Source organism: Pseudomaricurvus alkylphenolicus (genome assembly GCF_011683955.1).
Classification (GTDB): Bacteria; Pseudomonadota; Gammaproteobacteria; order Pseudomonadales; family Cellvibrionaceae; genus Pseudomaricurvus; species Pseudomaricurvus alkylphenolicus.
Map to the genome: position 1 here is coordinate 1 of NZ_JAAQPI010000032.1, position 13,181 is coordinate 13,181.

The 13,181-nt window shown below is 52.0% G+C and carries 11 protein-coding genes; 2 read left to right on the forward strand and 9 right to left on the reverse strand.

Going from position 1 to position 13,181, the window contains the following annotated elements; translation table 11 throughout:
- The 3 genes from HBA55_RS35635 to HBA55_RS35645 all read right to left on the reverse strand — a co-directional run.
- Window positions 1–211, reverse strand: a 211-nt coding sequence (locus HBA55_RS35635) for an ACT domain-containing protein (RefSeq protein ID WP_476704297.1), incomplete at its 3' end; no start/stop codon positions are given.
- A gap of 431 nt (window positions 212–642) precedes the next feature.
- Entirely contained in the window at window positions 643–1,236 is a 594-nt protein-coding gene (locus tag HBA55_RS35640; protein WP_167000687.1) for an SRPBCC family protein, read from the reverse strand.
- A 62-nt stretch (window positions 1,237–1,298) separates the two neighbouring features.
- Window positions 1,299–1,757, reverse strand: coding sequence for a gamma-glutamyltransferase (locus HBA55_RS35645; RefSeq protein WP_167000689.1), 459 nt, complete (start codon window positions 1,755–1,757; stop codon window positions 1,299–1,301).
- Between HBA55_RS35645 and HBA55_RS35650 the strand changes: the two genes are divergently transcribed.
- Window positions 1,693–2,040, forward strand: a complete 348-nt coding sequence (locus HBA55_RS35650) for a hypothetical protein (protein WP_167000685.1) — start codon at window positions 1,693–1,695, stop codon at window positions 2,038–2,040. The two genes, HBA55_RS35645 and HBA55_RS35650, sit on opposite strands and share 65 nt — an antisense overlap.
- Before the next feature lie 122 nt (window positions 2,041–2,162).
- Here the strand turns inward: HBA55_RS35650 and HBA55_RS35655 are convergent, their stop codons facing one another.
- Both HBA55_RS35655 and HBA55_RS35660 read right to left on the reverse strand, forming a co-directional pair.
- A complete protein-coding gene (locus HBA55_RS35655; RefSeq protein WP_167000691.1) occupies window positions 2,163–3,485 on the reverse strand; it encodes a metal-dependent hydrolase family protein in 1,323 nt (440 codons plus the stop codon).
- A 22-nt stretch (window positions 3,486–3,507) separates the two neighbouring features.
- A complete protein-coding gene (locus tag HBA55_RS35660) occupies window positions 3,508–5,238 on the reverse strand; it encodes a gamma-glutamyltransferase (protein ID WP_167000693.1) in 1,731 nt (576 codons plus the stop codon).
- A 248-nt stretch (window positions 5,239–5,486) separates the two neighbouring features.
- Between HBA55_RS35660 and HBA55_RS35665 the strand changes: the two genes are divergently transcribed.
- Window positions 5,487–6,158, forward strand: coding sequence for an IS6 family transposase (locus tag HBA55_RS35665; RefSeq protein ID WP_167000695.1), 672 nt, complete (start codon window positions 5,487–5,489; stop codon window positions 6,156–6,158).
- Between the two features lie 57 nt (window positions 6,159–6,215).
- Here the strand turns inward: HBA55_RS35665 and HBA55_RS35670 are convergent, their stop codons facing one another.
- From HBA55_RS35670 to HBA55_RS35685, 4 genes are all read right to left on the reverse strand, one after another.
- Entirely contained in the window at window positions 6,216–8,033 is a 1,818-nt protein-coding gene (locus HBA55_RS35670; RefSeq protein ID WP_167000697.1) for a DUF885 domain-containing protein, read from the reverse strand.
- Window positions 8,034–8,056: 23 nt separating this feature from the next.
- Entirely contained in the window at window positions 8,057–9,823 is a 1,767-nt protein-coding gene (locus tag HBA55_RS35675; protein ID WP_167000699.1) for a DUF885 domain-containing protein, read from the reverse strand.
- A gap of 98 nt (window positions 9,824–9,921) precedes the next feature.
- Window positions 9,922–10,821, reverse strand: coding sequence for an alpha/beta fold hydrolase (locus tag HBA55_RS35680; protein WP_167000703.1), 900 nt, complete (start codon window positions 10,819–10,821; stop codon window positions 9,922–9,924).
- 462 nt (window positions 10,822–11,283) lie between these two features.
- Window positions 11,284–13,101, reverse strand: a complete 1,818-nt coding sequence (locus HBA55_RS35685) for a gamma-glutamyltransferase (RefSeq protein ID WP_167000705.1) — start codon at window positions 13,099–13,101, stop codon at window positions 11,284–11,286.
- Between the last annotated feature and the right edge of the window lie 80 nt (window positions 13,102–13,181).

The following is a 13,181-nucleotide window of genomic DNA, read 5'->3' on the forward strand; positions in this document are numbered from 1 at the left end:
ACTCAACAATGGTGACCTTCATGTCGCGGTCATCAAACACAGTGCGGGAGAAGAAGGTGTTGGTCTGCTGGTCACTGTAGTGGGAAATCTCGGTAATAAACGCCCCCAGATCCTGCATTAAACCGGAAAACTGGCCCAGGATGCCTAAACGCTCGGGGCACTTGAAAGTCAGGATATATTGGTCATGGACGGTTTTAGCGCTTGCAGTCATAAGAGATCTACCTTTTAAAGCCGAAATGTATTAGAAGCTCGTAACTTGATAAGTTTAAGTATGCTCCCATTAAGCCACGCGACTTATCTTTAAGTCAATAGGATTATGGATGAGAAGCCACAATTGCGCTGACAATAGGCACATTTTTTGAATTTGCGAGAGAAAGGCCTTACGTTGAAGAAGTCTCCTCCCGGCAGAGCTTGGGTCTCCCAATTGGACTGGTCAGCCCGTAACCTCATTACCCATATGGGAGTTACCGAGATTCTTTTGATCGGCCAACCCCTGAATAATCCCGGTGACCCCAAAATTCCGGTGCTGACACAACAGCTGATTGACGCGATCAATGCAGTCTTGCGTGAAGAAAAAGGGTTTAGAAGGATCAAAATATGACCCCTCTGTTCCCCCTTTTCTCTTTTTTTCTCTCTACAATCTCACTTCTTTTCCGAAGACTGCTTCAATTCCAGCATCACTTTGTCCAAATACTGCTGTGCGCCTTTTTGGGCAGTGCTTATGTAATTGGCAATTTGCTGCTGCGGGTTAGCCCCCTCGGGTGCTGGAATATACAACTGCGTATAGGCGTCGAGACTATATTTAACGCCAGACTCTGTAGGGGTCAGGTAATAGCTGGCGTTAACGGTCATCCCTTTAAATGGCGGTGCCAGGTAGGTTGCAAACAGCGAGAAGCGCTTGTTCTGCTCATCCATTTCGGTAATTTTTACGATACGCTCATCCAGCACTTTTCCATCTTTTTCAAGCACCATGTGGATACCACCAAGGACAGCTGTCGGATCGACCTTGAGAGGATGTACAACAAATCCTTCAGACAAAAACCTTTTACCGTAAGCAATATCGTTTTTTATTGCCTGCCAAATTTTTTCTACCGCTTGATCAATCTCTACATCAGCATGATTTACCATACTGATCTGCACCAGTTCAGCCTCTCCAGCTGTTGATTCTGCATTAACCCCCAAAGCAGTCAGACAAAGGACCAATGCAGCAAAACCTCTCGCAAAACCACCCACCATATTTTTATCCCCTCAGAACATACAGAAAGGCCGACATATCAGCCGCCTATGTTAAGTCAAAATTACAATGCAAATGCCTGGGCGCTGCGCCTTGGGTCACCACAAGCGTGAGCCAGACCACTTTCATCAAAATAGATGCCGTCGAAGGAGCCATTTGACCAATTCCACGGGTTTTGTAACTGGTACTTGGCATCGTGCTTATTCAGGTAATCGAGCACTGACTTGTCCATATGACCTTCAACGAAAAACGCGCCCGGCACTTTTGCCCCCCAGGCACTGCCAAATCGCGGTTGATGGACGGCCTCTTCAATGTTCATGTCGAAGTCCAGCAGGCTAGTGCTCACTTGTACAATATTTTCTACCAACCCGACGCTCGGCGAACCCGACATCAATACCGGCTTGCCATTTTTAGTAAACAGGTTTGGTCCAATTCGGGCTTTAATCCGCTCGCCGGGTTTGGGAATACCACTGTGGCATAACTGGCCGGCGGGCCCGCCCCTGGCCCTGCTGGCGGCAGCCACCCAGTTCGCCCTGAGCTTTTCGCTGGCCGTGACCTTCTCCGCCTACATCCAATGGTTATTTGATACTGGGTCTAGAGCGCTCTCGAAATTTCTCAATGTTGTTGTGGGAACCAACCTCACTGCCCTGGGGTTATTGGTTGGCGTTCACAAAATAATGGGCACGACGGCCATTCTGGTGACCATTACACCCAATATGGTGATGGCCTTGCTGGGCTCAGTGGCGTTCTATTTTCGGGCACAGAGAGCAACGCGGGGGCCCGAGAACAAAACCCAAGATGGTTAGATTTCCATTGCCAATAACGGCAAACCCGAGGAAATAAGCCGCCGTTTTTAGCGCGTTCTCTCGATTCGAGTTAACGGGATCAGATGCATAAGTTTCATCTGATCCCACTTTTTAGAGCAGAACTAGTTGGCACGAACCACTTTACCGCCTTTCATGACGAAACTGACCGACTCGATGTTTTTCATCTCGTCGATGGGGTTCTTGGCGGTGGCGACGATATCGGCCTGCTTACCCACCTCAAGACTTCCGATGGTGTCTTTCAGACCCAACATTTCGGCACTGTTGATGGTGCCCATCTGTAACACATACCAGTTGTCGGGAATACGTTTGGCCATGGCATCGAACTCGCGGATGGCCTGATCCATGGGGAAAATCGGGTCGGAGCCCAGCGCCATTTTCACACCGTACTTATAGGCCATGGCGACTGAGTCGGCATGTTTTTTTGCAACCATTTTTGCCTTTTCCAGGTTGTTGGCGGTAATGCCACCCTTTTGCCCCATCTCCAATATCCAGTCGAGTACATAGAGGGTTGGCACATAGTAGGTGCCCTTTTTAGCCATCAGCTTGGCTGTCGACTTTTCCATCAAAGTACCGTGTTCGATGGAGTCAAAACCCGCTTCTACTGCGGCTCGAATACCGGCATCGCCGTGGGCATGGGCGGTAATTTTTTTGTTGTGACGATGGGCCTCTTCGGCGAAAACACGGAATTCCTCTTCACTGTAGGCCGCGATATTGGGGTCGTCGTGCTGGGACATCACACCACCGGTGGCCATGATTTTGATCCAGTCGGCGCCGTATTTGAACTCGGTACGCAGGGTGCGGCGGATATCGTCGACGCCATCCACAATATTGATGGCAATCGGCAGGTGAGAGTCTGCGGCAAAAGAATTGGCATCGCCGTGCCCGCCCGTGGGTGACAGGGCGTGAGGAGCCACCAACATACGCGGACCATCGAACTCACCCCGATTGATGGCGTTTTTCAGGGAAATGGATGCGTAAGCTTTTTCCAGGTCACCGGGAATACGGATAGTGGTAAAACCTTGGTTCAACAAGCTCTGCAAATTGCGCAGCCCCATCAGGGTCTGATCCGCCGAAGAGTTCATAATGCCCTGAGCGTCAAGATTGGACTTGGTACTATCGATAAAAATATGCGTATGCATATCCATCAAACCCGGCATACAGACCTGATTCGACAGATCAATCTGCTCCGCATTCACTGGTGCCTTTACCTCTGCCCCCATGGCTTCAATAACACCGTTGCGCACAAGGATATTCTGGTTGCTCAGGGTCTTTTTCTTAACCACGTCCAGGAGCTTGCCACACTGGATATATTGTAATTGCTCACCGGTGGTGGCCGGTGCAGGCGCTGCGGCCAAGGCTGAAGTGGCGAGTAATGCCAGCGCTGAACCCAGCAGTTTTTTCTTCAATGTCGTCTTATTATCCATCTATATCATCGTTGTCAGAAAGTTACACCGCCATAGCCAGCGCCGAACGGCGCGGGTCGCCACAGGCAAAGGCGGTATCACCGTTAAAGGCAATGCCTTCAAAAGAGCCATGGGCCCAGTGACGGGGGTTTACTTCTTTCAAGTTCACACCCGGCTTGGCTTTTAGCTGTTGCAGCATTTTTTCGCCCATATCCGCTTCAATCAGGCGTCCGCCCGTGCCCCAGTTGCCGCCAAAGCGTGGCCGGTTAACGGACTCTTCAATGCTCATACCGCAGTCCAGCACATTGGTGATGTTCTGGATCAGGTTCTCGTACAGGGATACACTGGGTGAACCACAGGCCATCACCGGGCGGCCCTGCTTGAACAGCATCATCGGCACAATGCGGGCATTGATGCGCTCGCCGGGCTTGGGCACACCGGAGCTGTAATGAATACCGGAGCCACAAATACTGGTGCCATCGATAAACAGACTGTTGGACCAGGGTAGCGCCATACAGGAGTGCAACACAGTCGCCACATTGCCTTCGGCATCGGTTACGGTCAGGTGGTTACTGCCGGGAGGCGCCGCGGCGTAACCGGGCTCCAGTGAATTGATGCCCGCCAATTTGAGAACATCACCGGTACTCCGTGGTGGGTTCTTCAGTACTTTTTCATAACGCTGTGCCGACAGCTCCAAATCCAGCGCCTGCTGCCAGGGCACTTTTTTGCCCGTGTGATTGGCGATCAGGGTTTCTGCCCAGACTTCGTCCAGGGCCTTGAACATCAGATAGGCTGTTTCCGGTGACTCTGATGCTGGGCCCAATTTGCCGATATCCGCGTGAGACAAAATCTGCAACACCTCGGTGACATTGGTGGCACCAAAGTCTGGTGGCGGCGAGGCTACCACGTCGTAGTCGCGGTATTTGCCCTTCGCAGGCTCCTGCCACATCACTTCATAGCGGGCAAAGTCTTCGGGGGTGATGTCACCGCCAGCCTGTTGCACAATCCGCGAGAATTTCTCCGCAAAACCACCATGATAAAAGTAATCGTTACCCTCTTCGGCCAAACGACGCAGCAAGTCCGCGTAGCGTTTTTGGTAGAGTTTCTCACCCTGGCCAACAATGGCGTTGCCGGGCATAAAGATTTCCCGCCCCTGGGGGTTAATACCGATATGCTCCATTTCGGCAAAGATTTCACCCCACAGGAAGGGGTGCACCTCAAAACCCTGGTCAGCATAATAAATAGAAGGTGCCATCAAACGCTTACGCGAGAGCTTACCCCAGCGTTCCTGCACTGCCTGCCAGCCGCCCCAGAAACCGGGAATAGCCACTCCCTGGGCATTGCCCATCATTCCGAGTATATCTTTCACGGCAAAGTCTTTGTGCTGCAGGGGACGGTTGTTGGAACCGTTCATATAGTAGGTTTTACCGGTCGCCTTTTCGAAATAGAGCATGGAAAAGACACCGGTAATAGTGGTCATATGGGGCTCGACCACTGTTTGCATCAAGGCCGCGGCACAGGCACCGTCCACGGCATTACCACCATCTTTAATGGCATCAATGGCCGCCTTGGTGGCCAGGGGGTGGGTGGTGACCGCTACACCCTGGCTGCCGGAGACGCCGGTTTTGGTCCCCATAAAGTCTGCCTGGCTAATCAGCGCCCGGCGCTGGGCGTCATGTGCCGCCTGCCATTGCGACTCCGGGCCTGAAGTTTTGGCCATCAGTGGCGCAGCCGCACCCAGTGCGGCAGCGCCGAGAAAAGTACGTCTATGCATCGTCAAACTCGCTCTATACAAACTACGGGATTATTATGCTGCTTGTTTATCCTATCCTATCGATTGCGCGGCATCCGCATGTGGCCGATCGGCACTCTTTTGTGGCCGATTGGCACTTTTTAATCCATATAGCTTACCCCAAGAGCATAGTGGGGTCAGATGAAACTTTTAGCGCTTATTCTGGTTGCGTCGCACCTGATGTCCAGATTCGCGTACAATTCGCCGTTTAGACTCTGGATGGTGTCTTCGTGATCAGTTTCAAGGGCTATTGTTACCCGAAATCCGTTATTCTGCAGTGCGTCCGTTGGTACGTTGCCTATTGTTTAAGCTATCGTGATATCGAGGAAATAATGAAGGAGCGCGGAATTGACGTAGATCACAGCACTCTCAATCGCTGGGTTCTCAAGTTCTCTCCTCTACTCGAGAAAGAGTTCCAGAAAAGGAAACGCCGTCCCGGTGGCAGGGTCCGACTTGACGAAACCTACCTGCTAGTGAAAGGCCAATGGAAATATCTGTATCGAGCTGTGGATAAAGAAGGTAACACCATCGACTTTCTGCTTTCAGCTAAACGGGATAAGAAGGCCGCCAAGCGGTTTTTGAAAAAGATGATCAAACGAAATGGTAAGCCAAGCCTGATCAACATCGACAAAAGTGGCGCCAATCATGCTGCGATCAATCACTATAACATTGATAATAATACCCGAATCACGATTCGACAATGCAAGTACCTTAACAACGTGATTGAGCAGGATCATCGATTCGTAAAGAGGAAAATGAAACAGGTCATGGGCTTTGAAACATTTAGCAGTGCCGCCAGAACCATTGCTGGACTGGAGTTGTGGCGAATGCTCAAAAAGGGTCAAAAGAGATGGGGAGGCTCCCAATCTCCCTGCGCACTATTCTATGCTTTGGCAATGTAGGCCATAGGTGCCACTGAACCACTCCTTATTCTCAACGATAGATGCGACGCAACCCAATTATTGGCCCATGGACCACGCCACGTGTTTCTCCAGCACCGGCATTGGCAGTGCACCGCTACCCACTACTGCAGCGTGAAACTTTTTAATTTCGAATTTATCACCGTACTTGGCTTCCATATCACTACGAAGTCCTTTGATAAACTCAAAGCCAAGTTTGTAAGCCAGGGCCTGCGCCGGCATGTCTGTGGAGTAGCGCATCATCTCGGTGCTGGACTCGGTTTTGGTGGAGAAGGTGTTTGCCAGGGTAAACTCCAGCGCTTTCTCAGCCGACCAGCCGAAATAATTCATGCCGGTATCAACCACCAGACGATTGGAAATAAAACTGTCAAACAGCAGGTAACCATAACGGTCCATTGAATCCAGGAAGCCCATTTCCAGTGCCAGGCTTGCCGCATAATTGGCCCAGCCCTCGTTAAAGGCTGTAACCATGCTGCCGCTCTTGCGATAGGCAGAGAGGTTCTCATTTTCTGACTGCAGGGCCAAATGGAAATGATGACCGGGAATCAATTCGTGAAAGATCAACGGCGCTGTCCACACCATTGGGCGCTCTGAGAGATTCGAACCGTTAAAGCGATAAAGCCCCGTAGATTCGAGCTTGTTGGGCATCTGGTAGTAACCAAAGGTCATGCCCGCTTCGGCTGCCGGGTCCAAACGCTTGGAGCCATATGGCGCTTTGGGCATGAGCGAAAAATAATCGTCAATATGCGGTTCAATTTTGGTGATGTAACCGTCATAGCGCGCTTTTACTTCCTCTGGCGTTTTAGCGAAGAAACGCGGGTCTTTGCGCATCTGATCGTGAAATTCCTGGGCGCTACCTTTAAAGCCCAGTTCATCACGGATTGCCTGCATTTCTTTTTGTATCTTGGTGAGACTGTCGAGGCCGAGCTGGTGAATCTCTTCCGGGCTTAAGTCCAAAGTGGTCTCTCGCTTAATGGCATGGGCGTAGGCCTCTTTACCACCGGGGTATTGCCCCAGCCCCACCGACTCAGGTGCACGAGCCAGATAGTCATCACTCAGATACTCTAGTAGTGCATCTATGGCCGGATTCACCTGCTTGGCAAGTATGGCGTCACGACCAGAGAACAGTGCAGACTTCTGCTCCGCCGTCAGCGTGGCAACGCGGGCATCTGCCACGGCAGTTAAGGCCGGTAAATTTGTCTTCAGGCTTTGATAAACACTTCGTGCGCCGGGAATAGCAGGCTTAGGCAGTAATATTCCTCGCTCATCCTGGCCCTTTAACTTGGTCAATTGATCACCGGTAAAACGCCCTATATCAGCAATCAAAGCCAGATAGGTCTCTACATCACTCTGGCTATTCAGCGACGCACCGGCCAATGCCCCTGGCAACAATGTACTGACCACAAAACCGGATTGGTAAGGGGTTACCGAGAACTGATGCCAATAATGCTTGGGGTCAGCGACCAGCAACTGCATTTGCTGTTCAAAAATATCGGCCGTCAGCTGGTCTTCATGGTTTAGTGCCGTGCGATCTATTTCCGCCAAACGCGCCAGGTAATCACGAGCCCCTTGAGCCTGTTTTTCGCTAGCCGCTATCGACAACTCAGGCAATTGGGTAACTTGTTTTCCCGCGAGCATCAACACATAAGGATTGGCGGCTGCTGAGGCTGCGAGAAATTCCTGTGTCAAGGCTTCTAAGCTGGCACCAGCGCTTTGCTTATCGGCTACCGCTGGCGCCGCCACCTGTTCAGCAGCAGATTTTTCAACGGCCGATGTTTTTTGATTGGCTTTTTCAGTTTCGCTGCACGCTGCCAGGGCCACCGCCGCTGACAGTAATAATACTTTGGTTGTTTTCATCAGTGTTTTCCTACTTTTGATTATCAAGCTTTTTTCTGTTCAGCAATCCAGCTGTCAACAATACTTTCCAGCACTGTCAACGGCACGGCACCACTCTTCAACACCAGGGTGTGAAACTTGCGCAGTGAAAAATGTTTACCCAGGGCCTGTTCGGCTTTGCCGCGCAGTTCGCGAATTTTAAGCTCGCCGTTCTTGTAGGCCAGCGCCTGACCCGGGTAGGTGATGTAGCGATCCACCTCGGAGGTGATGTTGTGCAGACTTAAGGCCGAATTGTCCGCCATAAAATCGATGGCCTGTTGACGGCTCCAGCCTTTGGCGTGCATGCCGCTGTCTACCACCAGACGCAGGGCGCGCCACATCTCGTAACTCAGGCGACCAAAGCGGTCATAGGGGGTATCGTAAATGCCCATCTCTTCACCCAGGTATTCCGAGTAGAGTCCCCATCCTTCACCGTAAGCGTGGAAGTAATAGCTGCGACGGAATTTCGGCAGGCTGTCCAACTCGCCGGCAATAGAAATTTGCTGGTGATGGCCGGGTACGCCTTCATGCAGCGTCAGTGCGGCCAGGGTGTACAGCGGGCGACTCTTCAGGTTGTAGGTATTGAGGAAATAAACTCCTGCGCGGGTGCCGTCGGCCGCGCCTCCCTGGTAGTAACCGGCAGCGGTTTTCGGCGCAATGTGCGCAGGCACCGGCTGAATACCGTAGGGGTTGCGCGGCAGGTAGGAGAAATACTCCGGTAACTTGCCATCAATGCGCTTGGCCAGGGTGGCCGCTTTAGCCAGGAATTCCTCTTCGGTTTTAGGGTAGAACTGTGGGTCTGTGCGCAGATGCGCAAAAAACGCTTTCAGGTCACCTTCAAAGCCCACCTCTTTCATGATCGCTTCCATTTCCGCGCGGATGCGTTTTACCTCCGACAGGCCCAAGGTGTGCACAGCATCAGCATCGGTATCCATGGTGGTGTAGTAACGGACAAAATGATCGTAGAGCTCTCGCCCTTTGGGTATTGCCGACAAGCCAATGGTGTTACGGCAGGCGGGCTTATAGGTTTTCGTAAAGAAGGTGTTGTATCGCTGATAGGCCGGGTTTACCACGTCGCTGACCAACTGCTTGCCCTTGGCTTGCAGCTCGCTGATGACCTCGTCGCCGTAGCTGGCGGGAATGCGGTTGAATGGCGCGTAAAACAGGCTCTGCTCGGGTGTGGCCGCAATAAATCCAGAGATACTCGCCTCGTAGCCGTTCAGGGTTTCACAAGGCTGTACATAACCGACTTCGATGCCTTTTTGCATCAAGGCCATGTTCTGGTCAGCGTAGGTACCAAATGCCTCCAGGCGTTTCAGGTATGCGCGGTAATCATCTTCACTGTTAAACGTGGTCATACCACCGACTATTTGCGCAAAACTTGTCTGCCATCCCATCACCGTGTTGAAGGTGATAGAGCGCCAGTCATAATCCAGGGTTTTGCGCTCGTTATGGACCATCCACTCGAACACCTCGTAGTTAACGCGGTTGGCGTCGGAGAGTTCTTTAACAGGGATTTTTTTCAGCTCCGCGATAGCCAAATCAAGGTTAGCCGTACGCTCGGCAAAACCTTTTTCACTGAGGTCATCCAGGCGATCACTGTAGGAGGTATCACCCAAATAGCTAGCCATCATCGGCGAGCTCTTCAAGTGTTTATCCCAATAGCCATCCATCAAGGTTTCAAGCTGAATGTCTGCTTTGCCGGCAAGTACCGGTGCGCTAGTGACAACCAGTGCGGCGGCTATCATTTTTTTAAGGGTACGTATTTTCATCGCGTTATCTCTTAACGTTATTATTGCTCACTACATTCTTCTGACCAAATCCAGGACCGGTAAACAGCGCCTCACTAGCCGCTTTTGAATCCAACGGATCACTGTGCAGAAACAAGCGCTGGTGCACTCTCACTCACAAACTGCACCAGCAAGGGGTTGATCTGTAGTGGCTTTTCTCCCAATAAAAAGTGACTTACACCCTGCATCTGCACCAGAGAGGAATTGGGAGCAATGGCACTGATCTTTTGCTCGATACCGTCAGACCAAGCGGGGCTGGGGGCATATATCGCCAACAGAGGAATATCAATTTTGTCGTTGTAGGCCGTCTCTGGCGCCGTCATTTGTTCCATAAAACTCAGCACTACATGCCGGGGAGCACCTTTCATCGAAACACTCACTCGCTCGCGCAAAGCATCGGGGGTGTGTTCGTTGGTCATGGTGTCAACAAAGGTGCCCCACAGACTATCGTAGAGGGGTGAGTCCATCAGCCAATGTAAAGCCCCCATGATCCAGGAGGGCTCGTCGTAATAGACAATACCGTCAACGGCAACCATACCCTGCATCTTTTCCGGCCAGGCGCGGTAGAACTCCCTGAGTGTCGGCACCCCCATACTGTGCCCCATAAACACGGCTTTTTCGGTGTTGGTTGCCTCCATCACCGCATTCACCGACTGGGCAAAGAGTTTCATGGTGTAGTCGATTTCAGGCTTATCGCTCAGGCCATGGCCGGCGAGGTCCAACAAGATAACCTTGCCGACTGACGCCAGCGCTTCTACCTGTTGATCCCAAAAGGTCATATCACAGGCACCACCGTGAACCAGCACAGTGGTTCGGTCTCCGCTGCCGAGGGTTTTGTAGTGCAGCTGAATGTTTCCTGCCGGGGTTTGCAGATTGGTGTACTGGCTTTGGGCCTGGGTTAATAAATCACTGGCCAGGGACGGCAGTGGCAGCAGGGCCAGGACAATGAACAGTAACGCAGTGAGTTTTACGTTTTTCATAGCGACCTTTTCAGAAATTTTTTTTTAGAACAGTTGTTATAAAAGAACCTTGCAGCCTTCAGATTTTGGTAATTAATAACCCCATCTTTCTGCCAGCAATGTGCACCCTTTCTCCACCCGTAATTGGGGCTAGCCTATGGTAACTCCAAAATTTCGCCCCCAATTGGCCTATTGACACTATTACGTGCTCGATGGTGACTTTTTATTTCCCTTAGCTAGCTATCGAACGGTTGGGCTGGCCCTACTCCTTCTCAGCAGCGCCCCAATTTAAGCAGAATGATTTAATTTAGACAGATTAACCACTTCTATTCACTGCCTCAAGTTAAAAAGCGTTAAATCTCCGACAGGCATAAACTAAACCCCTGGCGAACAAAAGCCGATGAAACCCGGGTTTCATCGGCTTTTGAGGATACAGCTAAACCACCTTATAACATTAGGCGACTATCGTGATCGGTTGCTGACTCAATAAGCAACTGCCTGGCCGTTGGTATAGGGGTGAGAAGCGGCACGCAGTTCACCGGTTTTCGGGTCGCGGGCAATCCCGACCCACAAGCCCTGGGCCATACGGCGCTCGGCAGGGGTAATCTGCTTGACCGGCAAGCCGGTTTTATCCAGCAACGCTTGATCAAACTCACCTTCCATTACCCGTGCAGTATTTTTAGGAATACCCGTTGCCGGGTCGAGGCGCATTTCCGGCATGAAGAACGACGGCGCGTCCAGGGCTTCTTTCGGCGACATACCAAAGTCCATGACGTTAATCAGTGACTGGGCAGTTTGCTGATGCAAGCCCATGGACATGGAGCTGAACGCCATGACCGGCTCGCCATCTTTCAACAACAGACCGTGCTCAACGGGGTCTGGCAGGCGCGAACCCGGCTCAACCGAGGCAATGATAGCCTTCTGGTTAATTGCCGGATCACCGATGGAAATACCGTCCACCATAATGCCCGTCGCACCCCACACCACTGAGTTGATGGAGTGAACAACAGCGGTCATATTGCCCCATTGGTCGATAGCCACCACGGTATCGGAATGCTTGGGGGAGGCGTCATCCCACATGGCCAGCTTGGCGCCGGCTTCCATGCGCTGCCAGAATTGCTCGCCGTGCTTGGCGGTAATACGAGACTCGGGGGAAAAGTCCATCCCGGGGTACATTTGATCCAACACCTGTGGCGTTCCCGCTTGAATATGGGGGACCATCATATTGGCGGTCAACTCAGCCATACGACGGAAGGACTCGGCATTCTTGGACCAGTGCCCCAGCTCACGAATGTTGGCCGCTTCTGCCAGGTGCAGGGCTTCAATCATACTGGCACCGCCGTATGAAGGCAGGCCGTTGGCGTTAATCGTATAGCCGTTGTGCTCGGCGATCAGCGGCTTGCCCCACATCACCTGGTAATTGGCCAGGTCTTCCAGGGTCATATGGCCACCGTCTTTTTGTACAGCGGTCACGAGCTTCTGGGCCCATGGCCCAGTATACATATAGTCAGCGCCTTGCTTGGCGACCTCACGCAGGGTTTTAGCCAGAGCCGGTTGTTTGAAGGTATCCCCCTCTTGCAGCCAGCTGCCGTCCGCCTTGGTGAAAACCGCCTTGGTTTCCGGCAGGCGCGATAAGGATTTTTTCCGGGGTTTCAGGTATTTATTCAGTGCAGGACTCCAGGTGATGCCCTCTTCCGCGAGTTCGATACTGGGGTCGAACAAACGCTCAAACGGCAACTTACCGTAGCGCTCGTTCGTGGCTTCAACACCTTTCATGAATCCACCCACCAGCGCTGTTCGACCGCTGGGCACACCGTCAAAGAGTGCGTCACCACTGAAACCTATACTGCCCGGAATCGACATGGCATCGGTTTCACCTTTGACCGTATTCCAGTTGGCATTCATATAAGACACTTCGCCCGTTGCCGCGTCATAATGCACCACGGACATAATGCCGAAGTAACTGATGACCGCACCGGCGCCCAGAGCCACCTGGGTCAGTGCTGTTGTCATAGCGGCATCGGCGGAAGTGCCACCCTGTTTCAAGGCCTCCAGCCCCGCGCGCTGGGCCAAACCATGAAAACTGCCGGCCACGGCGCCCTGGTAGCCCACCGCTTCGGGGTTACCCGGGAAGGTGTCCCACTCAACCTGCTTAAACTTGGCCAGATCTTCGGCGGGCCACTGGCTGGGAGCCAGGGAAATCGCCTGGGTGTCAGGAGTTTGCGTTTCCGAAGTCAGACTACAGCCGCCCAGCGCCAGACTGGAAATTACAGAGAGACTGATCATTTTTTTACTCAGCATTAGATTTACCTATTGTTAAGTACAAATCACGGGAAAATGCTCCCCCTTTTTAAATAAAAAAAGCTCCCTTGCTATAAAGA

What these genes read in the sequence shown, in the direction of transcription:
- HBA55_RS35685 (WP_167000705.1), bottom strand. Translation starts at nt 13,101, where the DNA reads ATGCTGAGTAAAAAAATGATCAGTCTCTCTGTAATTTCCAGTCTGGCG.
- HBA55_RS35680 (WP_167000703.1), bottom strand. Translation starts at nt 10,821, where the DNA reads ATGAAAAACGTAAAACTCACTGCGTTACTGTTCATTGTCCTGGCCCTG.
- HBA55_RS35640 (WP_167000687.1), bottom strand. Translation starts at nt 1,236, where the DNA reads ATGGTGGGTGGTTTTGCGAGAGGTTTTGCTGCATTGGTCCTTTGTCTG.
- HBA55_RS35675 (WP_167000699.1), bottom strand. Translation starts at nt 9,823, where the DNA reads ATGAAAATACGTACCCTTAAAAAAATGATAGCCGCCGCACTGGTTGTC.
- HBA55_RS35655 (WP_167000691.1), bottom strand. Translation starts at nt 3,485, where the DNA reads ATGGATAATAAGACGACATTGAAGAAAAAACTGCTGGGTTCAGCGCTG.
- HBA55_RS35660 (WP_167000693.1), bottom strand. Translation starts at nt 5,238, where the DNA reads ATGCATAGACGTACTTTTCTCGGCGCTGCCGCACTGGGTGCGGCTGCG.
- HBA55_RS35670 (WP_167000697.1), bottom strand. Translation starts at nt 8,033, where the DNA reads ATGAAAACAACCAAAGTATTATTACTGTCAGCGGCGGTGGCCCTGGCA.